The sequence below is a fragment of the Haladaptatus sp. DYF46 genome (assembly GCF_021083305.1).
Taxonomy (GTDB): domain Archaea; phylum Halobacteriota; class Halobacteria; order Halobacteriales; family Haladaptataceae; genus Haladaptatus.
On sequence record NZ_JAJFAY010000004.1, the window covers coordinates 228693 to 251226 of the forward strand.

Genomic DNA, 22534 nt, shown 5'->3' on the forward strand with positions numbered 1-22534 from the left:
CTGTAGGAGTTGTATCACGTTCCGTCTTCGTCGCCTTCGAGGAGCGCGAGCAGTTCTAGCAGTCGCTCCGAATCTCCCGATAGCCGAACCACGTCCTTCTCCCGTTCGTACTCCACGACATCGTGGTCCGCCAGCCGGGGGATATCGTTGTGGTAGAGATTCAGATAGACGGACAAGACCTCGTCGTCGTCGGTTTCGGGAAGCGCGACATCGTTTTCCTCCGCTACGACTTCGTTCGCCACGTCCGCTAACGGGAGCGCCACATCGTGCTGATTCAGACGTTTTACGATGAGGCGTCGCCGTCACTCCCCGAACAGGCGCAGTACCGTATCGACGGATAGCCCGTCGGGTGGCGGGTCGCTGAACTCGTCGATTTTGGAATCCACAATCATATCTCTAGTAACGCCCTCCCAACAGAAAACGTCGTTGCGGAAACCACACCTTCAACGGTACGAATTCAACAGGACACCTCCGATTTCGTGCTGGTTTTCACAATCCGAGTCACGGATCACTCATCGGTAACTTCCTCACCGAAGTGGTCGAACGGCCGGACGTGTTCGGTCTTCACGATGTCCGTACTCACGATGTCCATCCCGAGTTCGTGTACCCGTTCGGTTATCGAATCGGCCGTATCGGAGTCGGCGGCGACAGCCTCGACGTGCAGGTTTTCGGTTCCGGTCAACAGTTCCCGGACGGTGACGACTCCGGGCACTCCCATCACCCGGTCGGCGAGTTCCGACCGCTCGGACGGGGGTGCGCGGCAGACTATAATGACGTGTAGCTGATAGTTGGCCTGCTCGTAGTCGATATCCGGGTTGTATCCCTTGATGACTCCGGCCTCCTCCAATCGCTGGATGCGGTTCCTGACGGTGCTCGCCGACACGCCGACGGTTTCCCCCATCTCTGCCGCCGTGCTGTTTCGTGCGTCCCGTTGCAGCGCGTGGAGTATTCCCCGGTCAACGTCGTCGAGTTGAATCGGGCTCATGGACGGGACAACAGCGTTTTCGGTGATGAGGCTTGTGTCGGTTTCGCCGTCCGATTCCTACGGCGGTTCGACGCTCACGGTTCCCGCCGCGCCGCCCGCGAGCAGTTCGACCAGCACCCCTGCACCGACCGCTTCGAATCGCATGCCCCACACTGGGCGTTTCGTGCGGGAAGGCGTTTCGGCTCCCCTCCACCTGATTCGAACGTTCGATGGGGTTCGAACGTTAAGTGTCCCCGCGCCGTCGTCCCGGTATGGCCCGGCGACTCGCTCCCGGCGTATGGGTGCTCGAACTCGCGGTCCCCGTCGTCGGCGCGAACGCCTTTCTCGTGGATGACGGCGAGGTGACGCTCGTGGACGCGGGTTTGCCACGATTCGGCTTGTGCCGTGAACTCCGCGACGCGGGCCACGACCCCGGCGACATCGACCGCGTGCTGGTCACACATTACGACATCGACCACATCGGCGGCCTCCGTGACCTCCCCGTTCGCGACGTCCCGGTGTTCGTGGGCGAGCGGGATGCGGCCCTCCTCACCGGGACGTACGACCCGCCGCTCTTCCACCACAAGGGCGCGTTCCACCGTTTCGCCCGCCGGGTCGTTTCGATTCCGTCCCGGTTCGACGTGCGCCCCGTCTCGAACGGCACGCGAGTCGGCGAATTCACGGTCTACCACACGCCCGGCCACAATCCGGGCCACACGGTCTACGTCCACGAGCGGTTGAGACTCGGTCTCCTCGGCGACCTCGTCTGGGAGCGCGACGGGACGCTCACGCCACCCAAGTGGTGGGACTCCTACGACACCGGGGAAATCAGGCGCAGCATTCGGGCGTTCGCCGGTTCCGTTCCGCCGTTCGACCTCCTCTGTATGGGCCACGGTACGCCGATTCTGCGCGGCGGGTCGGACGCGCTCGCGTCGTTGGCTCGACGACTGTGACGCGTTTCGACGTTTCACGTCGTCACACCGCTCCGCGTCCCGCCCCCCTCGTCTCCCACCCCGCTTCGGCCGGACGAGCAATCGTCCGATATCGTCATACGGCGTTCGGTCTCTCACTCCGCCCGCTTCCCTATCGGGGTGGTCCGCCGGGCGGACCGAGCGGACGTTTTGCGTCCGCGAGGGGAGCAGGCGGTGGGGTGGGTGGTCCTTAGCGACTGCAATCACCATCGTCGTCGTTGGGTGACTTCACCCGGCTTCTCCACCCGACTTCTTCATCCGGCTCCTCCACTTCCCCGCTCACACGCCGAGTTCGTCGGCGAAGTCGTGCAGCGAATCGACGGTCAGGACCGGTTCGCCGTCGAACGGTTCCCACGGCATGTCCTTCCGATTCAGCCACACTCCCTGCATCCCGGCGTGGCTCGCGCCCATCACGTCGAACCACCCGGCGGTGACGTGGGCGAGTTCCGCTATCGGCGTGCCGATTCTGTCCGCGGCGTGGCGATACAGTTCCGCGTCGGGTTTGAACGTCGCCACCTCGTCGGCGCTGATGGTGTCCGAAAGCAGGTCGCCGATGTCCGCGTGTTCGACCATCGATTCGAGCATCTCGGGGTTGCCGTTGGAGACGACGTAGCAGTCGTAGCCGCCGTCACGCAACCGCTCGATGCCGTCCCGAACGTCGTCGAACACGTCGAGTTCGTGGTAGACGGCGAGGATTTCGTCGCGCTCCTCGTTCGAGACGTCGGCGTCGTGGACCGAAAGGGCGTATTCGAGCGCGTCGCGATTCATCTCGTAGAACGGCTGGTAGGCGTCCACGTGGTTCGCGACGAAGGTGTATTCGAGCGACCGGGCGCGCCAGAGTTTCGAGACCGGTTCCGGGTCGGAAACGCGCTCGGCGAGCGCTTTCTCCGCGGCGTCCACGTCTACCAGCGTACTGTACGAGTCGAACGTCACCGTCGAAACGCGGTCGGGGTCGAAGACCATATGTCGAGTCGGTTTGGGTGGCGACGAGTTAACCGCTGGGGGCTTGAGCGTCGGAGGAGGGCGACAGTACGATTATCAATTTCCCCGTCGTACGGCCGCTATGACCACGACAACGGGCGATTCGCTCCTTCGACTCCTCGTCGTCGCGCTTCTCGTCCTGCTGTTGGTGCCGATGCTGGTGATGTTCTTCGCCTTCCCGATGATGGGCGGATGGATGATGGGTGGCCGGTACGGCGGATACGGCGCGATGTCCGTCTGGGGGTGGCTGATCATGCTCCTTCCATTCGGTCTCCTCGTCGCCCTCGGCGTTCTCGTCTACCGAATACTTCGTGACGGCGAGTTCGGAACCGACCCCGCGCTCTCCGAACTGCGGATGGCCTATGCCCGCGGCGACATCTCGGAAGAGGAGTTCGAGCGACGACGGGAGCGACTCCGCGACGAGGACTGACGGTCAGTCCGCAGTGTGGCCGCTATCGTCCCGCATCTCCTTCGGGTTCATCATCCCCTCCTTGACCCCGAATCGGACGAGCGCGGCGTTCACGGGGTAGGCGAACAGGAATCCGACCGAGAGCGAGAAGACGAGCGATCCCCAGAACAGAACCTCGTCGAATTTCGCTCCCCCCGCCAACAGGAGGTCGGTGCCGATGGCCGTGATTTCCATGACGGTTATCGACGGCGTCTCGCTGTAAAGGGCGTCCATGAACGCGGACCGGAACTCCTCTCCTTCCTGCATCAACGGTCCCATCGTCAGCGCGTAGCCGAACACGTACGCGAGGGCGAACGTCCCCGCGGCCTGTACGAGCGTGCTTCCGGTGGCGAGCGCGCCCGCGATGGAGACCATTCCGACGACCTCTCCTGCTCCACATCCGGAGTAACAGTGTGCGGTGGAGCGAAAACCGCGACGCCAGAGCGAGTCGTACTCCATGTCGCCCGAAGAGAGATCGATGTCGAGCGCTTCGACGGCCTCCTCCAAGTGTTCGATGCTGGTCGTCCCGACGATGGGTGCGTCCACGGCGTCCCGGTGGAAGAGCCACGACAGCGCGATTTGCGCCATCGTGACGCCCTTCCCGTCGGCGAGTTCCTGTACGCGCTCGTTGATTTCGTCGCCGCCGCCTTCGGCGTAGGGGTGTTCGTGAGCGTAGTCGTCGGTCTTGCCGCGGGTGGTGTCCTCGAACGCCTCGTGTGGACGGGTGAGGAAGCCGCGGGCCAGCGGACTCCACGGGATGACGCCCATCCCTCCCTTCTCACAGAGCGGCAGCATCTCGCGTTCCTCCTCCCGATACGTGAGGTTGTAGTGGTTCTGCATCGTGACGAACCGGTCCAATCCGATTCGTTCGCTGATGTACAGCGCCCCGGCGAGTTAGTGTGCCCACATCGAACTCGCGTCGAGGTAGCGCACCTTCTCACGTCGAATCGCGTCACCAGAACGTTCTGCGTTCTGGTTGGCTCGCGAGAACTCCGCTCTCGTGAACATCGTCCAGCGCCCGCATGGTGGTTTTTCGCTCGCTTCCGCCGAGCAAAAAGCACGGGCAACGGTGATTCGTTCGGCAAAAGCGGTCGCCTTCACGTTCAGAATTGCCCAATTCGGCTCAAACGAGGCCATTGATTTCGATAATACTAATTATTAGGAAACGAATACGATAGTTGACAGAGAAGCTGTAACAATGATCGATGACATCCGCGTACTATCCGTTAACCCTCTCTCGGATGCGGGTGTTTCCTCGGATCGTCTCTCCGAAGTCGCAGACGATCTCTCCGTTTTGGAGGCACAATCCGCCGACGAAGCACTCGGTATGTTGGACGAGTATCATATCGACTGCGTTCTCAGCGCTTACATGCTTCCAGAATCCGACGGCATCGAACTGTTACACGCGGTTAGAAAGAAGTGGGCCGACCTTCCGTTCCTCCTCTACACCGAATCCGGAAGCGAACGAATCGCCAGCGAGGCCATTTCCGCCGGCGTGAGCGATTATCTCCGCGCCGAGGAGACGGACGCGGAGACGCTCGTAGAGAGAGCGGAACGGTTGGTGCATCCGTCCGATACGAACGGACCGAACCGACGATTCAACCACTATCGATCCATCGTGCAGGCGATGGGTGACGGCGTGTACACGCTGGATCCGAACGGGTACATGACCGCCGTCAACGATACGCTCGTCGATATCTCCGGGTACGAACGCGACGAACTCCTCGGCCAACACGTATCACTCCTGCTGGCCGAGGAGAGCGTGAAGCGTGGCACACGCCTCATCGAGGACCTCCTCGATGGCGGCGACGACGTCGGCACGATACGGGCGATACTCCATACGGCGGACGGGCGGACCATTTCGTGCGAAGGTCGAATCGGATTACTCGTTCACGACGACGTGTTTCGGGGGACGGTCGGCGTCTTCCGGAGTATCGAGGAACACGAACACGTCAAGAGGGAACTCCGCGATGAGAAACGACGAATCGAGGAACTCCACGAGGTCGCATCCGAGATGGAGACGTGCCAGACGACGACCGACATCTGTGAGTTGACCGTCGAGGCCGCGGAAAGCATCCTCCAGTTCGACATCTGCGGCGTCGATCTCATCGAGGGCGACCACTTCGTCCCGGCCGCGATTTCGACCGGCATGACGGACGACGGGTACACCGAACTCCGTATCGACGAGGGTATCGCCGGAAAAACACACCAGAACGGAGAAACCTACGTCCTCGACGACGTGCGAACGGAGTCGGATGCGGTTCCGGCACAGGCGGAGTATCGGTCCCTCCTCAGCGTCCCCATCGGCGACGTGGGTGTCTTTCAGGCGGGGTCCCGCGACGTCGCTTCCTTCGACCAAGACGACGCCGAACTGGCCGAACTGTTGCTTTCACACACCGTGGAAGCGCTTCGTCGAATCGTTTCACAGACCGCCCTCCGCGAAAGCGAGGAGAAGTATCGCACGCTGGTCGAACAGAGCCACGACGCGATTTACATCTACCGCAACGACAAGTTCGAGTTCATAAACCAGCGCGTGTGCGCGCTGTCCGGGTACACCCGTGACGAACTCATGGGGATGGAGATCTGGGAGTTGATACACCCGGACGACCGCGAGGAGGTACGGCGAATCGCGAGCGGTCGGGGTCGGGGCGAACGCTTCCCTCACTACGAAGCACGCGTCGAAACCAAGGAAGGAGATATCCATCACGTCGAATTCAGCGTCCGAGTCATCACGTACGACGGCGAACGGGCGTTTCTCGGCTCGGCCCGCGACGTGACGAAGCGAGAACAGAGAAAACAGGAACTCCAGCGGCAGAACGAGCGGTTGGAGGAGTTCGCCAGCGTCATCTCCCACGACTTGCGCAACCCGTTGAACGTCGCACAGGGACACCTCGAACTCGCCAGAGAGCGCGAGGAGGACGTTCACTTCGAGAAATCCGAAAACGCCCTCGACCGCATGGAAACCCTGATCGCCGACCTATTGACGTTGGCACGAGAGGGGCACGTCGTCAACGAAACGGAGTCGGTCGAACTCCCGAAGATCGTACGACAGGCGTGGTCGAGCGTCGACACCTGCGAAAGCGTGCTCGTCGTGGACAAACTCGGCACTCTTGATGCCGACCCCGGCCGTCTGCAGGAACTGTTCGAAAACCTGTTTCGGAACGCCGTCGAACACGCCGGGGACGAGACAACCGTTCGCGTCGGCGAACTGACGGACGGCTTTTTCGTGGAGGACGACGGTCCCGGAATCCCGCCCGAAGACCGCGAGGCCGTGTTCGAACACGGGTACACGACGGTACGGGCCGGGTCGGGATTGGGGCTGTCGATAGTCTCAACCATCGCCAATGCCCACGGGTGGTCTATCTCCGTTCGCGACGGACCGGACGGCGGGGCTCGGTTTCGGATTTGCGGGATCCAGTAGTCCCATGGATCCCCTTCCCCGAACTACAGCCACCGAAACCCGTCCACGGTCGGTGCTGGCAGCGGACTCGACTGTAACCCGGCGTTCGGTTCCGGATCGTTGTATCCCCGCGGAGCGACGTCGTTCGGTCCGTCCGGGTAGAACAACGACGCCAACAGTTGAATCTGTCCGCGGCCGACGCCGAGTTCGAACTGCCCGCCGCCGTACAGGCGAACCCCCCGTTCGGCACAGTAATCGAGCGCGTCGAACAGCGATTCCACGCTTCCGAAGCGCGACGGCTTGATGTTCAGCCATCGCGGTTCGAACGGGCGCGATTCGATGCTTTCGACGCCCGTGATCGGTGCATCCCACGACACGCGCTCGCTCGCGGAATCGAGCACGGCCGCGGTTTCGTCGGTGTACGCGGGGTCCTCGATGACGGCGTCCGGCAACGCGTCGGCGACGCGCTGGTACAGTTCCGCGTTCGGGGATTGACCCACCTCGGCCTCGCCGTACTCCGCTTTCATGTCCACGATGCGGACCCGCTCCGTCGCGGCCAGTTCCGAGACGAGTTCGTCGTCCCACTCCGGCGTGGCGTCGAGTTTGAACCCCAACTCGGGATCGATATCGAGCCAATCGCGTACCCGCTCGGCGCTCGGCGGGTCGCCCAACCGCGTACTCACGACGAACCGCACCTGTTCGGGCGTGCGGTCGAGGAGCGACGCGAGGTCCGTGTCGGCCTGCCGAAGCGCGAGGTCGAGCGCCGCGCTCTCGAAGGCCCACTGGCGGTAGTGTCGGAAGTCCTCCCGTGACGGTCCGACGGGGAACAGGTCGAGTTTCGATAGCTCCGCCGAGAACTCATCGAGGGTGTAGGAACCGGTCAGGCCGAACTCCAACTCCTCCAATCCGCGCTGGTCCTCCGCGTCGTACGTCACATCCTCGCCCTTTCCGATTTCGCCGCCGCCACGGAGGGTGATTTCGGTCGTGACGCGCGTGAAATCACTCGACGTCTCGCGTTCGTGCGGTTCGAACGAACAGGAGTCGATTTCGAGCGACAGGTCCGCGACTGACTCGTAGAGTGTCATCGTACGATGAAACGAGCGGAATCGGGATAACTTTCGGGTCGATTTCCGTCGACTGACGATTCTCCACGGTATTTCGTCCGACTGAAACGACGACCTCTAGCCGTTCGAGGCTAACCATCTGGCCAACGGTTTCGGATACTCCTCGCCGAGCGTGACGCCGTATCTGTCCTGTTCCTCGGGGGTGAGTCGCCACGGTTCGTGTGCCTTCTCGTCGGGCACGTCCCGTAGTTCCGGGAGCCAGTATTTCACGTACGTCGCGTCCGGGTCGTAACGGTCGGCCTGCCACTGCACGTCGAACGAGCGGTTTCGTGAATCGTTGCCGACGCCAGCGATGTACGCCCAGTTGCCGTAGTTGCTCGCCGGGTCGTAATCCACGAGTTTAGTTTCGAAGTACGCCGCTCCTTTCCGCCAGTCGATTCGGAGGTCGGTCGCCAGCACGCTGGCGACGTTCTGCCGCCCGCGATTCGACATGTACCCCGTCCCGTTCAACTCCCGAATGTTGGCGTCCACGAACGGGATGCCAGTTTCCCCGCGTTTCCAGCGCTCGAATTCGCTTTCTCCGTCGCCTCCGATTTCGCCATCCCTGTTCCTTCCGTTTTCGCCATTTCCGTCCCCTCCGCTTCCACCCCTCCCGTCTTCCTCCCCGCTTCGCCAGTCGATGGTTCGACGACGGATTCTCTCCCGCTTGAAGGCCTGATTTCCGTGTTTGGCGAACTGAAACTGGAAGAAATCCCGCCACAGCAGTTCGAACACGAGCCAGTACGTCGATTCGTTTTTGACCCGCTTCCGTTCGTATCGCTCGACGGTTTCGAACACCGTCCGCGGCGACAGACACCCCGAGTTGAGCCACGGCGAGAGCTTCGAGGAGTAATCCGACCCCAACAGCCCGTTTCGCGTCTCCTTGTACCCTCGGAGACGGTCGCGTTTCCAGACGTACCGTTCCAACCGATCGAGCCCCGCCGTTTCGCCGCCTTCGAAGTCGAGGACGCTTCGTTCGTCCGGCGTCACCGGTTCCACTCCGAGGTCGACGAACGACGGAACCGTTCCGGGTTCGATTTCGCCACCGTCACCGACTTCAGTCGGTACCGGCGGAAGCCTCGTCGGCGCTTCGATGGGAGGGCGAACCCCAGCGTCGGAACGCTCGACCGTCCCTCGAAACGACGTGAACGTGTCGTCGATGTCGGTGACCGATACTGACAGGTCGTCGGGATGATAGAGCGTGTGGCCCCACATCGCTTCGATATCGGTGTCTCCTCGCGTCTCCGAATCGCGGATTTCCCTCGTCACCGCGTGCTCGACGGCCCGCTCCTCCGCCGTCGGCGCGGTGTGGAAGCTCACGACGTCGGCGTCGATGGCCGCCGCGAGCGACGGAACGACCTCCTCGGGCCGTCCGTGGCGAACGACCAGTTCGTTTCCCATCCCGCCGAGCGACGCTCCGAGGGTCTCGACGCTCTCCCGGAGAAATCGCGTTCGGTGGCTTCCCGTCTTCGTGTATCGAAACGAGCATTCCCCGCCGTACTCCCTCGAACCGAACGCCCGTGGGTCGAAGCAGTACACGCAGAGGAGTCGGTCTGCATCGGTCGCGGCGACGAGCGCGCGGTTGTCGCGAACGCGGAGGTCGGTCCGAAACCAGACGAGCGCGGTTTCCATGCGGTCCGTTCAGTCCGCGAGCACTTCCCCTATCTCCCTAACTGAGTCGAGTACGTAGTCCGGCGTCACCGTCGACTCGGCGAGGTCCGCGGCCGTCGTCACGCCCGAACGGACCAGCGCCGTCGTCGCTCCGATCCGCTCCCCGAGTGCGATATCGGTGTCGAGTCTGTCGCCCACGACGAGACACTCCTCGGGCGACACGCCGAGGTGGGACAGCGCGGCCCGCCCCGCGTCCGCCGACGGCTTTCCGAGGACGTGGTCCGGGTCCCGCCCCGCCACGCCCGCGATGGCGTTGAGGATGGCACCCGACCCCGGAACCAGTCGCTCGCGGGCGGGTATCGTCACGTCCGGGTCCGTTCCGACGAACGTCGCCCCGTCTTCGAGCGCCCAGAACGCCTCCGTGAGCGCCTCGTAGTCGAACGCGCGGTCGATGGACGCGACGACCACGTCGGCCACATCCGGATCGTCGCGAACCCTGAACCCGCGCGATTCGAGCAACTCGCCGAGATACGCCTCTCCGACGACGAAGACGTCCCGTCCGGCGTGTTCGGCTTCGAGAAACTCCGCCGTGACGAGCGCCGAGGTGAGTACCTCCTCGGCGTCGATGGCGATATCGCTGGCCGCGAGTCTGTCGACGTAGTGTTCCGGCGGTCGAGTCGGATTGTTCGAGAAGAAAAGGGGCGTGATTCCCGCCTCCCGTAACTCCCTCACGGCGTCCGCCGCACCGGGCAAGCCGTCGTCGCCGCGAACGAGCGTTCCATCCACGTCCACAACCGCGCCGCGATAGGTCGCCATTGGCGGGGTAGACGGACCCCGGGGTGTTGAGTCGTCCGGTGGAGCGGTAGACTACGACCGACGGATGGCGGTTCAGCGCAACTCCGCCGTCCGGAACTTCGCGTAGCCGACGAGGAGGAACGCGGCGGACCACCCGAGAAGGGCGAGGACGTTCCTCGCCGTTTGTCGGTACATGTCGTCCATCTTCCCCGGCGGAATCGACGGCAATTGCTGATACCCTCCGCCGATGTCCGCGTACATCGAGACCGTCGAACCGCCGTAAGCTTTCCACGGCGAGAGGGTTCGTATCGCTTCCCTTGTCGCATCGGAAAGCGGCGTTCCGAGGAGATTTCCGACGCCGGTGAGGAGCGTATCGAGGTTGACGAACGGGGTGAACCCACCCCAGAACGGAATCAGGAGGAAGTACATGGCGAGCGCGCCCATCATCGCCGTCGTGCGACCGGTCACTAGCGCGGAGATGCCGAAGTAAATGCTCACGAACGAGAGCAAGTAGAGCGCAGTCGCGGCGGTGAAGACGGCGAATCGGCCGATATCCGGTGTGTTCGTGAAGGTCAGAGCGGCGACGCCGAACCCGAGGACCATGCTACACCCCACGGCGAGCAGCACGACGCCGAACCGGGAGAGGAGTTTCCCCGCGAAGTACTCCGCACGACTGTTGGGGAGGCCCATGTGGAACGTGATACGCCCACTGGTTCTCTCGTCCACGATGCACTGGTAGGCGAGCGGCGCAACTAAAACCGGTCCGAGGAGGATAATCGCCTGTGTCACGTCGAACAGCGTCCGATACGGGTCGTCGTACTGCCCGCTCTCGGCGGCGAACGTGAGCGCGACGATGGCGACCAATGCCGCGACGATGCCCAGCACGACGAGCGACCCGACGCTGTTCCTGAAATCGTCCCGTGCGACGGTGTAGGTACTCATCGTCGCTCACCTCCCTCGGGGGCGACTCCGCGGAGGTGGTTCTCCTCGCCGAAATCGTTCCGTCCCCCCGCGAACTCATCGAACACCGATTCGAGCGACGAATCCCTCGTCTCGACGTTCTCCACGGTCGTCAGTTCATCGAGTGTGACCAACACCCGCGTTTTCGTCTCCTGTCGCGTACACGCTATTCGAACGCACTTCCGTGAAACGGACACGTCCGTGACTCCGTCGATGCTGCGAAGCGCAGTCGTGTCTGGGACGCTTTCGACGGTCGCTTCGACGACGTTCGCTCCCAACCGCTCGCGGAGGTTCTCGATGGAATCCGTCGCGACGAGCAACCCGTCGCGCATGATTCCGACTCGGTCACAGACCCGCTCGACGTGGTCGAGGAGGTGCGAAGAGACGAACACCGTCGCGCCGCGTTCGCTCTCCTCGTCGATGGCCCGCCGGAGGAGTTTGACGCCGTTCGGGTCGAGGCCCGAGGACGGTTCGTCCAGAATGAGCAGGTCGGGGTTGCCGACGAGGGCAACGGCCAAACCCAACCGTTGGGTCATCCCCTTGGAGTAGCCACCGGCGTCCCGACGGGCTTGTTCCGGCGACAACCCAACCCGTTCGAGGACGGCGTCGGGGTCGTCGTCCGCCCCTTTCGTCCGAATCGCCGACACGACGTGCCGTCGCCCGGTGAGGTTTCGATACGGTTCGAAGTCGTCCGGGAGGAGGCCGAGTCGGGACCGAACCGATTTCGCGTCCGTCGTCGGGTCACAACCGAGGACGGTGACGTTCCCGCCCGTGGGTCGCAGAAACCCGAGAAGCAGGTCTATCGTAGTCGATTTTCCGGCGCCGTTCGGTCCGAGAAAGCCGAATGTCGAACCCTCTTCGACCACAAGGTCGAGGTCGGCAACCGCGGTTACGTCTCCGTAGCGCTTCGACAACTCGTTCGTTTCGATTGCTGGCATTCGATGTAACGTCGTGGGAGTTCCGTACTAAACGGGCGACACCGTTCACCGACGGCTCTCGACATGATATCGAGATACACCCATCTCGGGCGCTCTACACATAGAATACGGCGGCAGTTCGAGGCGACGTCATCAGTTTTTACCCCGGCGAACGATGTATCGCGAGTCGTCACGCACGTCGGCGCGAAACCCCGTTCGACCGTAGGATATAATACTCGAACTGACTATCTGAATGTATGACACGGAAAGCGGCGTCGCTGCTTACGAAGACGCAGCGCCGACGACTCCGCAACGAGTTTGCGGACCTCGACGAGGAGAAAAAGCGCCGGGACCAGCAACGGATTCGGGAGCGGGTTCGCTCGGGACTCCTCGATTTCGAACTGTTGTCGGACTACCCGGACGAACAGTTCTCGATGGCGCTCGATTCGATGTCCGACGAGGAGGTACGTGACGCGCTGGCGGAGACGTATCTCACGGTCGAGCGATTCCGTGAACTTCGGGGAATCGAGCGAGAGGAACTGATTTCGACGGCTCGTTCGCGCGGCGAGGACCTCACCGACAACGGAGCGTTCGTGGACGTGGAATCGCTCCACCGACTCGAACTGCGGACGGAGTCCGAAACGGAACGGGAAGCGGCGGCCGAAACCAGCGAACGGTTCGAACTGAATCGATGGGTAAAACGCGCGAACGCCGCGATGGTGCTCGGCGGGGGCGCGGTCGCCGTGAGCACCCTGTTTTGGCTCTCGGACATGCTCTTCGGCACGAGCATCTGGCGGGGCGGAACCACCGTGATTCAACAGATCATCTTCCTCCTCATTTTCGCGGGAGTCGCCGGATGGACCCTCATCATGACCTATCACGTCCTCCGGAACGTCGCCGTGCCGACGGTCAGGAATCGGATGGGGTGGTTGGGCGAATCGGCGTAGGAACTTCCCCTCTCGTCGGGAGTTCTCGCCGGTACCGTTCGCGTCGATTCCATCCGAGGACGGCAGAATGAAGTCATCCGACTTACAGTCTTACGATAATGGTCGACCGACCCGGGCGCGTTCCGTTTACCGTCTTTCCAACAGTCTCACGGCAGCGACGTCGGGCGTTTCTCTATCTCGCATCGTTCGCAGGGGTACTCGTGCTGTACACGTTCGCGTACATGTGGGGGATGGCGATGTTCGAGGACACACCGCGGACCGTTCTACAGGCGTTTTCCGTCGTCATCGAGACGTTCACCACGACCGGCTACGGGGTCGATGCGGACAAATGGACGACGCCACAGATGCGATTGCTCATGGTGACGATGCAGATTTCGGGCGTGATTCTCATCTTCATGGCCCTCCCCGTGTTCGTCGCGCCGTGGGTGCAGGAGGCGCTTCGAGTCAGCCCCCCCACGACCCTCGATGACGTGGAGGACCACATCGTCATCTGCGGCTACTCCCCCCGCGCCGAGACGCTCATCGACGAGTTTCGGTCGTGGGACCGCGAATACGTCGTCGTCGTTCGGGATCGAGAGGAGGCCCTCGATTTGTACGAGCGTAACATCACCGTCGTCCACGGCGACCCCGAATCGGCGGACACGCTCCGGAACGTCCACGTCGAGGACGCGGACGCCGTCGTCGCGGACGCGACGGACGAGCAGAACGCCAGTATCGCGCTCGCGGTCCGCGAGGTGTCCGATACGGTTCGCGTCATTACCCTCGTCGAAAATCCCGACTTGACGAACTATCTCCAGTACGCCGGTTCGGACCAAGTCATCTCGCCGCGCCACCTCCTCGGTCACAGCCTCGCGGAGAAGGTCACGGCGTCCGTGACCGCCGACCTCGGCGAAACCGTGACCATCGGCGAGGACTTCGAAATCGTCGAGCTATCCATTCAGGCCGGGTCGGAAATCGACGGCACGAGGCTGGACGAAAGCGGCATCCGGGAACAAACCGGTGCGAGTATCATCGGCCTGTGGCGGCGTGGCGAGTTCCAGAGTTCACCCTCCCCTGAGGCAGAACTCGACGGTAACACGATCCTTCTCGCCGCCGGTCGGGAAGCCCAACTCGAACGACTCAAGGAGATGACCCTTTCGGAGGGCCGCGGACCGATTCGCGGGTCGGTCATCGTCGCCGGGTACGGCGAAGTCGGTTCGACGGTGGAGGAGGCCATGGAGTCGAAGTCCATGCGAACCACGGTGGTCGACAAAGACGACAAGGAGGGCGTGGACGTGCTCGGCGACGTCACCGACGAGAGCGTGTTACAGGAAGCCGGGGTGAAGTACGCCAACGCGCTCATCCTCGCGCTCGCGGACGACACGACGACGATTTTCGCCACGCTCATCGCGCGCGAACTCGCGCCGGGGGTCGAAATCGTCGCCCGAGCGAACGAGACGGACAACATCGGAAAGCTGTACAGCGCGGGTGCGGACTACGTCCTCGCGCTCGAAACCGTCAGCGGGCGGATGCTCGCCTCGACCATCCTCGAAGGCGAGGAGATAATCTCGCCCGACAAGCAGATAGAAATCCTCCGGACGACCGCGCCGCGGTTGACCGGCCAAACGTTGCGGGACGCCGCGGTCAGAACCCGGACGGGGTGTACCGTCATCGCCGTCGAACGGGACGGCGAGGTCATCACCGATTTGGGTCCCGATTTCGTGATTCGCGGCGACGACCAACTCATCATCGCGGGGACCGACGACGACACGAACGAGTTCGCCGAAATCGCACAGTGAGTCGCTTTCACACGACCGCCGAGGCGACCCACCACGTGACGAACGCCTCGATGAACGCCGCGACGATGAAGACTGGGAGCAGGCCGAGGAGGACGTAGTACGCGCGGACGAGTTCGGTCGCGAACGCGTCGGCCGACGACCGACCGCGAACGTAGGACCACGAAACGCCGCCGAGGTGGAGGCCGAGCGCGCCTGCGACGGACAGGCCGGGGATTTCGATGATTCCGTGGGGAAGGATGAGCGCGAGGGCGAACGTCGGGTCCGGGAGGAGACCGATGACGGCACCGACCACCACGCCGTTGAACAGGAGCGCGACGAGCGTCGGGACGCCGAACCCGAGACCGGCGAACGCCGCGGAGATGGCGACGAACCAGTTGTTCGCGGCCAGTTTGACGAACACGTCCAGCGGGAACGCCCCGAACACGTTGCTCGTCAGGTCGGGGCGAACGCTTTCGAGCGTGAACGGCCGAACGGCGGCCCACCCGCCGAGGCCACCGACCACGAAGAGCGAGAGCGCGGCGAGAACGAGGAGCGGTTTCCGTCCGAGGAACGTCCGCAGTTCCCGAATCCCGCGACCGAATGCGCCGCGGACCGACCCCCGACCGTGGGGTACCGTCGGTTCCGAATCGAGATACAGCGCCGTCTTCAGCACGCCGAGTACGGGTAGCAAGCCGAAAAAGAGGATAACGGCGGCGACTCGACTGACTCCGAGGAAACTCAATCCGGCGGCCACGACAGAGAACACACCGAACGACGCGACCACGACAACGATGTAGCCCGCGACGCGGGCCTTGTGACCTCGAATGAACCCGCCGCTTCGCCGCAGTCCGCCGTGAACGCCGACGCCGTCGACGACGATGGCCTGCGGGACGAACAGGAACAGCAGGTAGACGACGAAGAGGGCGAAAAAGAGCGCGACGGCCAGCAGGAACGAACCGAGAATGCTGACGATGGTGCCGGCGCTCAACACCGCAGCCTCCACGACGCCGAACGCGACGAAGACGAGGAGCACCGCGACTATCCGGGCCAGCGAGAGCAGGACGAACGCGATTCCGTCCCGCTTCGTTCCGGCGACACCGGCCGCAACCGCTCGTTCGGTCCGAAGCGCCGTGGGGACGGGAACGGTAGCCACGTCGTATTCGTCGCTCGCACCTGCGCTTGCGTTCCGCAGGGCGGCCGTCACGGCGTGTACCTGCGCTGCGCCGACGAGAGCGCGAGCGACGAACACGACGACGAGGCTACACAGGAAGGACGCGACGAGGAGGACGATAACCTCGGGCGTGAACACGCCCATGACCGCGTCCCGAAGTCGCTCTACGGCGGCGGGATTCGTCTCGATTCCGTTCAAATCCGTCCGTCGAAACGCGGCGAACACGGCGTCGAGTCGCCCGGTTCCGGCGAGGAGGAGAAACGCCAGCACGAGTCCCACTATCGGGAACGTCTGTGCCATCAGGTTGATGCTCGCACCGGCGAGGAACAGCGGGAGGACCGACGCCGGGCGGCCGAGGAGGACTGCTCGTACGGACGAGCTAGCGTCGCTGAACTTCATACGGGGGACATCTCTCTCGAATTAGATATGTGTGGTGGTGGTGATTGCGACGATGGCGGGATATCGCGGCGGTTGTGAGAGCGGCGATGGGAGTGGAAATCGGAACGGCGGTGGCGGTAACGAACGTCCCGATAGAGCCGATCGTACCGAAGGTGATGACGCTATCGACCGTTCTGATGGTAGCGATAGTACGAGCGATACCGAACCGAACGCAGATTAGCGGTCCGCGTCGTATTCGATGGTCAGAAACTGGCGACCGAACACCCACATCTCGTGTTCCGCGTGGATACCGTCGCCGTCGGGGACCACCCGAAAGCGTTGGTCCATCGGGAGTGAAACCGCGCCGAACGGCATGCGGAGGTACAATCCCTCGTCGCCCGTTTCCGTTTCGGTCGTCAGTTCGATACCCGCGTTTCCGTTTTCGATCGCGTCCCCGTTCCCACGTTCGTTTCCGTCCGACGCGTCGAGCGTCCGAACGTGCAGAACGGTGCTCAGGTTCGACCACGGCAGCGGGACGGCGATGTTGACGTAGCGAATTTCGTCCCTGACGTGACTGGCGTAGATGGCGACGAAGACGGCGGTTCCCGTCTCGTCCGTTCGAATCCACGCCCGCGCCCCGTCCCGCGGGTCGTCGTCCGGGTCGATGGCGACGAGTTCGCTCGTGAGGGTTTCGCTGGACGACTGCCACGGCCCGGGAAGATTGAGCTGTTCGATTCGACTCGTGAGTCGTGCGGCGAGCGCCGCTCCGCCCCGAAAGCCGCGATGCCAGCGCACACGATATGCGATGTCGTAGTCCGCGGTGCGCTCGTAGAACCGGCGGACTTCGGGATGGACGTCGTCGGGGTCGAAGTCGGGGCGGGCGAACTCCCCCATGTCGTCCATCTCGCCCGATAGGTTCACGCCGGTCGTAACCGCGTGCCGTTGCAGGTAGTCCGAACCTACCCGCGTTCGGGCGACGAGCGGGCTCAACGGAACGTCTCGCGTTCGGTGGACCACCGACCGGACGCGCTGGCCGACGATCACGAGGAGGACGAGGAAGCCGACCACGAACGTGACGACACGCCGGCGTGAACGGGCCGACCACATGGACATACTATACGATTAGTCACCTCCGTATTTCAATTCGTTCCCGTCCTGTCTCGCGGTTATCGAGCGCATAATAAAGTCATCTGAAGTATTCTACCTGTGATATGAGCACCTTTGGAATCGATTGGAAACGGAGGGGTCGCCGCGAAACGGGACGACCGGACGCGGAAACCGAGCAGTCGGACGACGAGAAACCCCCGCGTCGTTCCTACTCGCTCCGTGCCCTGCTTCCGGGTCCCTACGTGCGCTACCCGAAGGAGTAAGTCGGGTCGGCTACTCGCCGTGCCAGTCCAGCACCGTCGCCGCCCACGTGTACCCGGTTCCGGCGGCGAGGAAACAGACGACGTCGCCCGCTTCGACCGATCCGTTCTCGATGCCGGCGTCCAGCGCGAGGAGTTGGTCCACGCTCTGGACGTGGCCGAACTCGTCCAGATAGTAGTTCGACGCGCCGAGCGTCGAGCAGAGGTGGTCGTGGAACGACCGTTTCATGTGCGTCAGCGCGACGAAATCGAGGTCGTCGCGGCCGTAGTCCGACCGCGAGAGCGCGGTATCGGCCACGTCGAGGAAGTTGTCGAGGCTGACCTCGGCTAATCGCTCCTTCATGCCGTCCGGGTCGGGGACGTTCAGCGCGTGCAGACCCGACTGGACCGTCGTGTGACTCGGTGGATTCCGCGACCCGCCTGCGGGCATCACCACGTCCTCCGAGAAACTCCCGTCCGTTATCGCGGCGCTCTCCCGAACCGTCGCGAGCGGGGTTTCGGGCGCTTCTTCGAGCACCATCGCACACGCGCCGCTGCCGAAGTTGAACATGAACGAGGACTCTTCGTTCTCGTAGTTCACGAGGTCCTCTTCTCGGCTCGCGGAGACGAGCAGGATTCGCTCCGGGGTATCGGCGACGAGGGTCGCTTTCGCCTCCCGAATCGCGATGGGCGCACCTGCACAGAGCGCGTAGCTCTCGCTCGCGAACGCGTCTTCGGCACCGATTCTATCGGCGACGTTCGCGGCGGCGCTCCAGACGACGAAATCCTTGAACTCGCTGCCGTGATACAACACGGCGTCGAGGTCCGACGCCTCGATGCCAGCGTGGGAAAGCGCCCGTTCGGCCGCCTTCACGCACATGTCCGTGACGTGGTCGCCGTCCCGTGGACAGACGTGCTTTTCGCGAATACCCATCTTCTCGACGATGACGTTCTCAGGGATACCGCTCTTTCGGGCGATTTCCCCGCCGGTCACGGTGTCCTCGGGGACGTACAGTCCGTAGCCCGTGAGTCCGACCATTACCGATTCCTCCACAATCGCGCGGGAACCGTTTTCGCGACGGGACCGCCGAGTCGGTCCCGCAGCGTCCCGAGGAGGCCGTTCGGAACGAACAACACGAACAGCACGAACAGCGCGCCGACGTACAGGCTGGCGTGGCCGTTCAGGAACGTCTCGATGGCTCCCTGTACCGTCAGGCCGTTGTAAATCGTCGTTTCCATGATGCCCGACCCGAGGTGGGTCCTGAGGTACGGTAGGAGACCGCCGCCGTCCTTCGAGAGGAACTCGCGGACCGTCTCGTCGAACAGGTGGCCGTACAGCGGTCCGGCGAGCGTCCCGAACCCGCCGATGATGGAGGCCAACAGGGCGTCCCCGGCCACGAGGAAGTTGAACGACTCGTCGGGGGAGACGGTTCTCTCGTACCCTGCGAGCAGACTGCCCGCCACTGCCGCGAAGAAGGCGCTGATGGCGAACGCGCCGAGTTTGTACCGGAAGGTGTCGTAGCCGACAGCGACGGCGCGCTCCTCGTTTTCGCGGATTGCGACCATCACCTTGCCGAACGGCGAGTGGATGATTCGCTGCATGGCGAAGTAGCAGACGAGGACGACGAGGCCGATCATGTAGTAGGACACAGCCGTCTGGCCGAGGTGGACGAATCCGAGCGACACCTCGTCTCCCGTCAGCGCCCCGATGGCGAGGTTCAGCGAATCGACGCCGGGGACGCCGACGTTGAGTCCGTTGGCCCCGTTCAGGAAGATGCCGTCCCGTGGATTCGACCCGACGTAATCCCACCCGCGGACGAAGACGTATAACACCTGGGCGAAGCCGAGGGTTATCATGGCGAAGTAGACGCCCGTCAGGCGGAACGACACGGCCCCGATGGCCAGCGCGAGTACGACGGCCACGAATCCCGCGACGACGAGCGACACCATGAACGGCGTTCCGGCGGGCAGGAGTGGGATTTTGTCGTTCGCCGTGAGAATCACGAAGTACGCGCCGGTCCCGTAGAACGCGGCGTGGCCGAACGAGAGGTAGCCCGTGTAGCCGCTGACGAAGTCGAACGACATGGCGAACAGGCCGAAGTAGAGGACGGGTATCATCGTCTCCACGCGCGGGAGGAGCGTCGCCGCCTCCGTCCCGAACGGCGAGTTCACGAGCAAGTGATGCAGACCGGGGTACGCGGCGAGGAAGGAGATGACCACGAGGTGGACGATATGATCGCGGACGTACTCCTCGACCCACGACGCGTCCGTCTCCGAAATCGACCGCCCCGCGTCCGTCCCGGTTTCGGTGCTAATGGCCGCCCACCTCCTCGACGCCGAAGAGGCCCTGCGGGCGGAGCACGAGGACGACCACGAGGATGAGGAAGATGGTCATCTCGGGCAGTCCCGCGAAGTCGATGGCGTTGACGAACCACCACGACGTCGTCGCATCGACCATGCCGACGATGAGCGCGGCGACCACGGTCCCTCGGAACGTCCCCAGACCGCCGACGATGACGACGACGAACGCCGGGAGCAGTGCTTCCGAGGCGACCGGAACGCTTGCACCCCACTTCGGGTCCCACATCAACAGAACCCCGGCGATTCCGGCCAACCCGGTTCCGAGCGCGAAGACGACGGTGAACACGCGGCGAACGTCGATGCCGAGCGCCTCCGTCATCTCCGCGTCCTCGCTTCCCGCGCGGATGACGAGACCGTAGCGCGTCCGGGTCAGAAAGGCCCAGATTCCCGCGACGGAGAGGACGCCGAACGTGATTTCGAACAGCGCGAGGCCGCTCACGGAAATTCCGGCGAGGCCGACCTGCGTGGTCAGGAAGCCGGGCTTCGTCCCGAAGGCGTCCTGCCACGCGGTCTGGGGTTGCATGCCGTAGAACAGGACGGCGATTCGGACCAGTTCGTTCAGCACGAGCGTCAGTCCGAAGGTGAGGAGGATCTGGTACACCGGCGGCCTGTCGTACAGTTTGCGGATCAGGCCGACCTCGACGGCGGTTCCCAGTCCAGCGAGCAGGCCGAAGACGACCACGACGGCCACGAAGAACAGGGCCAACTGCGCGATAGAATCCCCTCCGGCGGAGACGAACGCGACCATCACCAATCCGCCGAGGTACGCACCCAGCATGGTTAGCGACCCGTGGGCGAAGTTCAACACGCCCATTAGGCCAAAGATGAGCGTCAGGCCGCTCGCTATCATCACGTACAGCGCGGCCTTCGCCAATCCCTGAACGAACACCGACGCGAGCGTCGACGGTCGGAAGAAATCCCCGAGGGAACTCCCGATTCCGGCGAGCGGGACGAGTTCCATCATGCCGAGAGATACCTCCTCAGTCGCTCGTCGTCCGTCGACACCTCGTTCGCATCACCCTGTTCGACCACGCGACCGGTATCGAGCACGTAGAACCTGTCCGCGAGGTCGAGCGCGAGCGGAAGGTTCTGTTCGACCAGCAACAGCGTGGTGTCGGTCGCCGCTTCGGAAAGCGCTTCGGCGACCGCTTCGACGATGAGCGGGGCCAGTCCCTCGCTCGGTTCGTCCACCAACAGGAGGTCGTTCTCCCCGACGAGGCCGCGGACGAGGGCCAACATCTGCTGTTGGCCGCCGCTGAGATTTCCGGCCTCGCGGTCGCGGTGGGCTTCGAGGTTGGGGAACGTTTCGAACGCGAGCGAGAGCGCATCGGTCACGTCGCTTCCCTTGGGTACCGCGACTCGGACGTTCTCTTCGACCGAGAGTTGCGCGAAGATGCGTCGCTCCTCGGGAATCCAACCGATTCCCGTCTCCGCGACCTCGTGGGTGCTCTTCCCGACCAGTTCCGTACCGCGGAACCGGACGCTCCCCCGCCGCGGCGGGGTCAGTTGGAGGATGGTCCGGAGCGTCGTCGTCTTGCCGACGCCGTTTCGGCCGACGAGGGCGACGACTTCGCCCGCATCGATCTCCATCGAGACGCCCTCCAGGACGTGACTCTCGCCGTAGTAGGTGTGTGCGTCCTCGACCGTGAGGAGGCTCATGCGATTCCCTCCGCCGTCTCGTAGCCGCCGAGGTACGCCTTCTGGACGCGTTGATCGTCGCGCACCGACTCGGGCGTGTCGTCGGCGATGACCGACCCTTGATTCAACACGACGATGCGGTCGCTGACGCGCATCACGATGTCCATGTTGTGTTCGACCAGCAGGACGGCGTGGTCCTCCGCCACGTCCTCGATGAGGTCGATTATCGTTCCGACGCTCTCGGAGGAGACGCCCGCGTTCGGTTCGTCCAGCAGGAGGACGTCCGGATCGCCCGCGAGCGCGATGGCGACTTCCAGTTGACGCGCCTGCCCGTGGCTCAGGTTCCCCGCCGTCGTTTCGGCGAAGTCGCCGAGTTCGACGCGTTCCAGAATCGCGTGGGCCTCCTCGATGTGTTCGGGAAATGCGCCCGCGTTCCGAATCGGATTGGCCGACCCCGCTCCGTGTGCTTGCACCGCGACGCGAACGTTTTCGAGGACGGAACTCGTCGGAAAGACGTTCGTTATCTGGTACGAGCGGTGAAGGCCCAACCGCGCCGTCTCGTGCGGTTCCGTCCCCGTGATGTCCCGCCACGACCCGTTCGTTCGAAATTCGATTCGGCCTTCGCTCGGCGCGAGCACGCCGGTCAGCAGGTTGAAAAACGTCGTCTTGCCCGCCCCGTTCGGCCCGATGAGCGAACACAGTTCCCCCTCGCCGAGCGAGAAATCCACGTCATCGACGGCGACCAAGCCGCCGAACCGCCGTGTCAGCCCCGTGGTTCGGAGCATG

General features: G+C 63.5%; 23 protein-coding genes and 1 pseudogene. 7 read left to right on the forward strand and 17 right to left on the reverse strand.

The genetic code is table 11. The features are described 5' to 3' along the window. Positions 1-14: 14 nt before the first annotated feature. Both LJF34_RS19195 and LJF34_RS19200 read right to left on the reverse strand, forming a co-directional pair. Positions 15-263 carry a hypothetical protein gene (locus LJF34_RS19195; protein ID WP_231186925.1) on the reverse strand — a complete coding sequence of 83 codons (249 nt, stop codon included), beginning with the start codon at positions 261-263 and terminating at the stop codon, positions 15-17. A gap of 245 nt (positions 264-508) precedes the next feature. Beyond that, on the reverse strand, positions 509-985 hold the full coding sequence (locus LJF34_RS19200; protein ID WP_231186926.1) for an Lrp/AsnC family transcriptional regulator: 477 nt from the start codon (positions 983-985) through the stop codon (positions 509-511). A gap of 251 nt (positions 986-1236) precedes the next feature. Between LJF34_RS19200 and LJF34_RS19205 the strand changes: the two genes are divergently transcribed. After that, entirely contained in the window at positions 1237-1917 is a 681-nt protein-coding gene (locus tag LJF34_RS19205; protein ID WP_231186927.1) for an MBL fold metallo-hydrolase, read from the forward strand. 297 nt (positions 1918-2214) lie between these two features. Here LJF34_RS19205 and LJF34_RS19210 read toward each other — a convergent pair whose 3' ends face one another. Further along, positions 2215-2898, reverse strand: coding sequence for a haloacid dehalogenase type II (locus LJF34_RS19210; protein ID WP_231186928.1), 684 nt, complete (start codon positions 2896-2898; stop codon positions 2215-2217). A 100-nt stretch (positions 2899-2998) separates the two neighbouring features. Between LJF34_RS19210 and LJF34_RS19215 the strand changes: the two genes are divergently transcribed. Continuing rightward, positions 2999-3346, forward strand: a complete 348-nt coding sequence (locus LJF34_RS19215; RefSeq protein ID WP_231186929.1) for an SHOCT domain-containing protein — start codon at positions 2999-3001, stop codon at positions 3344-3346. A 3-nt stretch (positions 3347-3349) separates the two neighbouring features. Here the strand turns inward: LJF34_RS19215 and LJF34_RS19220 are convergent, their stop codons facing one another. Next, positions 3350-3823 carry a DUF4396 domain-containing protein gene (locus LJF34_RS19220; protein WP_231187250.1) on the reverse strand — a complete coding sequence of 158 codons (474 nt, stop codon included), beginning with the start codon at positions 3821-3823 and terminating at the stop codon, positions 3350-3352. After that, positions 3818-4318 (reverse strand): annotated as a pseudogene (locus LJF34_RS19225) (aldo/keto reductase); the annotation flags it as partial. The pseudogene LJF34_RS19225 and the gene LJF34_RS19220, both read right to left, overlap by 6 nt. A 46-nt stretch (positions 4319-4364) precedes the next feature. Here LJF34_RS19225 and LJF34_RS19230 point away from each other — a divergent pair. Both LJF34_RS19230 and LJF34_RS19235 read left to right on the forward strand, forming a co-directional pair. Further along, on the forward strand, positions 4365-4526 hold the full coding sequence (locus LJF34_RS19230) for a hypothetical protein (RefSeq protein ID WP_231186930.1): 162 nt from the start codon (positions 4365-4367) through the stop codon (positions 4524-4526). A gap of 36 nt (positions 4527-4562) precedes the next feature. Continuing rightward, on the forward strand, positions 4563-6785 hold the full coding sequence (locus LJF34_RS19235) for a PAS domain S-box protein (protein ID WP_231186931.1): 2223 nt from the start codon (positions 4563-4565) through the stop codon (positions 6783-6785). A 23-nt stretch (positions 6786-6808) separates the two neighbouring features. Here LJF34_RS19235 and LJF34_RS19240 read toward each other — a convergent pair whose 3' ends face one another. The 5 genes from LJF34_RS19240 to LJF34_RS19260 all read right to left on the reverse strand — a co-directional run bounded on the left by LJF34_RS19240 (position 6809) and on the right by LJF34_RS19260 (position 12171). Then, the gene (locus LJF34_RS19240) at positions 6809-7849 is read right to left on the reverse strand and encodes a hypothetical protein (RefSeq protein WP_231186932.1); all 1041 of its coding nucleotides are present in this window, start codon (positions 7847-7849) and stop codon (positions 6809-6811) included. A gap of 96 nt (positions 7850-7945) precedes the next feature. Next, complete coding sequence (locus tag LJF34_RS19245) at positions 7946-9499, reverse strand: DASH family cryptochrome (RefSeq protein ID WP_231186933.1); 1554 nt, start codon at positions 9497-9499, stop codon at positions 7946-7948. 9 nt (positions 9500-9508) lie between these two features. After that, positions 9509-10294: an HAD-IIA family hydrolase gene (locus tag LJF34_RS19250; protein WP_231186934.1), complete on the reverse strand. Its 786-nt coding sequence runs from the start codon at positions 10292-10294 to the stop codon at positions 9509-9511. 72 nt (positions 10295-10366) lie between these two features. After that, entirely contained in the window at positions 10367-11215 is an 849-nt protein-coding gene (ccoS, locus tag LJF34_RS19255; RefSeq protein ID WP_231186935.1) for a cbb3-type cytochrome oxidase assembly protein CcoS, read from the reverse strand. Beyond that, positions 11212-12171 carry an ABC transporter ATP-binding protein gene (locus tag LJF34_RS19260; RefSeq protein ID WP_231186936.1) on the reverse strand — a complete coding sequence of 320 codons (960 nt, stop codon included), beginning with the start codon at positions 12169-12171 and terminating at the stop codon, positions 11212-11214. The genes ccoS and LJF34_RS19260 overlap by 4 nt, the downstream gene beginning before the upstream one ends. Positions 12172-12407: 236 nt before the next feature. Here LJF34_RS19260 and LJF34_RS19265 point away from each other — a divergent pair, with 236 nt between their 5' ends. Next, positions 12408-13097 (forward strand): hypothetical protein, encoded by a 690-nt coding sequence (locus LJF34_RS19265; RefSeq protein WP_231186937.1) that lies wholly within the window; start codon positions 12408-12410, stop codon positions 13095-13097. 98 nt (positions 13098-13195) lie between these two features. Beyond that, positions 13196-14875 (forward strand): NAD-binding protein, encoded by a 1680-nt coding sequence (locus LJF34_RS19270; protein WP_231186938.1) that lies wholly within the window; start codon positions 13196-13198, stop codon positions 14873-14875. Between the two features lie 7 nt (positions 14876-14882). On the opposite strand, the gene LJF34_RS19275 is transcribed toward LJF34_RS19270, so the two are convergent. Together LJF34_RS19275 and LJF34_RS19280 are read right to left on the reverse strand one after the other, a co-directional pair. Then, positions 14883-16424, reverse strand: a complete 1542-nt coding sequence (locus LJF34_RS19275) for a stage II sporulation protein M (protein WP_231186939.1) — start codon at positions 16422-16424, stop codon at positions 14883-14885. Positions 16425-16640: 216 nt separating this feature from the next. Next, a complete protein-coding gene (locus LJF34_RS19280; protein WP_231186940.1) occupies positions 16641-17516 on the reverse strand; it encodes a hypothetical protein in 876 nt (291 codons plus the stop codon). Between the two features lie 98 nt (positions 17517-17614). Here LJF34_RS19280 and LJF34_RS19285 point away from each other — a divergent pair, with 98 nt between their 5' ends. Beyond that, complete coding sequence (locus tag LJF34_RS19285) at positions 17615-17773, forward strand: hypothetical protein (RefSeq protein ID WP_231186941.1); 159 nt, start codon at positions 17615-17617, stop codon at positions 17771-17773. Positions 17774-17783: 10 nt separating this feature from the next. Here LJF34_RS19285 and LJF34_RS19290 read toward each other — a convergent pair whose 3' ends face one another. The 5 genes from LJF34_RS19290 to LJF34_RS19310 form a co-directional block, all read right to left on the reverse strand. After that, positions 17784-18788, reverse strand: coding sequence for a 3-oxoacyl-ACP synthase (locus tag LJF34_RS19290; RefSeq protein WP_231186942.1), 1005 nt, complete (start codon positions 18786-18788; stop codon positions 17784-17786). Then, positions 18788-19936, reverse strand: coding sequence for a branched-chain amino acid ABC transporter permease (locus tag LJF34_RS19295; protein WP_231187252.1), 1149 nt, complete (start codon positions 19934-19936; stop codon positions 18788-18790). The genes LJF34_RS19290 and LJF34_RS19295 overlap by 1 nt, the downstream gene beginning before the upstream one ends. A 124-nt stretch (positions 19937-20060) precedes the next feature. Then, on the reverse strand, positions 20061-21071 hold the full coding sequence (locus LJF34_RS19300) for a branched-chain amino acid ABC transporter permease (RefSeq protein WP_231187254.1): 1011 nt from the start codon (positions 21069-21071) through the stop codon (positions 20061-20063). Then, positions 21071-21769 (reverse strand): ABC transporter ATP-binding protein, encoded by a 699-nt coding sequence (locus LJF34_RS19305; RefSeq protein ID WP_231186943.1) that lies wholly within the window; start codon positions 21767-21769, stop codon positions 21071-21073. Before LJF34_RS19305 ends, LJF34_RS19300 begins: the two co-directional genes overlap by 1 nt. Beyond that, a complete protein-coding gene (locus LJF34_RS19310; RefSeq protein ID WP_231186944.1) occupies positions 21766-22533 on the reverse strand; it encodes an ABC transporter ATP-binding protein in 768 nt (255 codons plus the stop codon). Before LJF34_RS19310 ends, LJF34_RS19305 begins: the two co-directional genes overlap by 4 nt. Between the last annotated feature and the right edge of the window lies 1 nt (position 22534).

Coding starts and splice junctions, on each gene's coding strand:
- LJF34_RS19215 (WP_231186929.1), top strand. CDS start 2,999: ATGACCACGACAACGGGCGATTCGCTCCTTCGACTCCTCGTCGTCGCG.
- LJF34_RS19220 (WP_231187250.1), bottom strand. CDS start 3,823: ATGGAGTACGACTCGCTCTGGCGTCGCGGTTTTCGCTCCACCGCACAC.
- LJF34_RS19260 (WP_231186936.1), bottom strand. CDS start 12,171: ATGCCAGCAATCGAAACGAACGAGTTGTCGAAGCGCTACGGAGACGTA.
- LJF34_RS19240 (WP_231186932.1), bottom strand. CDS start 7,849: ATGACACTCTACGAGTCAGTCGCGGACCTGTCGCTCGAAATCGACTCC.
- LJF34_RS19270 (WP_231186938.1), top strand. CDS start 13,196: ATGGTCGACCGACCCGGGCGCGTTCCGTTTACCGTCTTTCCAACAGTC.
- LJF34_RS19300 (WP_231187254.1), bottom strand. CDS start 21,071: ATGGAACTCGTCCCGCTCGCCGGAATCGGGAGTTCCCTCGGGGATTTC.
- LJF34_RS19200 (WP_231186926.1), bottom strand. CDS start 985: ATGAGCCCGATTCAACTCGACGACGTTGACCGGGGAATACTCCACGCG.
- LJF34_RS19235 (WP_231186931.1), top strand. CDS start 4,563: ATGATCGATGACATCCGCGTACTATCCGTTAACCCTCTCTCGGATGCG.
- LJF34_RS19290 (WP_231186942.1), bottom strand. CDS start 18,788: ATGGTCGGACTCACGGGCTACGGACTGTACGTCCCCGAGGACACCGTG.
- LJF34_RS19265 (WP_231186937.1), top strand. CDS start 12,408: ATGACACGGAAAGCGGCGTCGCTGCTTACGAAGACGCAGCGCCGACGA.
- LJF34_RS19275 (WP_231186939.1), bottom strand. CDS start 16,424: ATGAAGTTCAGCGACGCTAGCTCGTCCGTACGAGCAGTCCTCCTCGGC.
- LJF34_RS19210 (WP_231186928.1), bottom strand. CDS start 2,898: ATGGTCTTCGACCCCGACCGCGTTTCGACGGTGACGTTCGACTCGTAC.
- LJF34_RS19280 (WP_231186940.1), bottom strand. CDS start 17,516: ATGTCCATGTGGTCGGCCCGTTCACGCCGGCGTGTCGTCACGTTCGTG.
- LJF34_RS19245 (WP_231186933.1), bottom strand. CDS start 9,499: ATGGAAACCGCGCTCGTCTGGTTTCGGACCGACCTCCGCGTTCGCGAC.
- LJF34_RS19205 (WP_231186927.1), top strand. CDS start 1,237: ATGGCCCGGCGACTCGCTCCCGGCGTATGGGTGCTCGAACTCGCGGTC.
- LJF34_RS19250 (WP_231186934.1), bottom strand. CDS start 10,294: ATGGCGACCTATCGCGGCGCGGTTGTGGACGTGGATGGAACGCTCGTT.
- ccoS (WP_231186935.1), bottom strand. CDS start 11,215: ATGAGTACCTACACCGTCGCACGGGACGATTTCAGGAACAGCGTCGGG.
- LJF34_RS19310 (WP_231186944.1), bottom strand. CDS start 22,533: ATGCTCCGAACCACGGGGCTGACACGGCGGTTCGGCGGCTTGGTCGCC.
- LJF34_RS19285 (WP_231186941.1), top strand. CDS start 17,615: ATGAGCACCTTTGGAATCGATTGGAAACGGAGGGGTCGCCGCGAAACG.
- LJF34_RS19305 (WP_231186943.1), bottom strand. CDS start 21,769: ATGAGCCTCCTCACGGTCGAGGACGCACACACCTACTACGGCGAGAGT.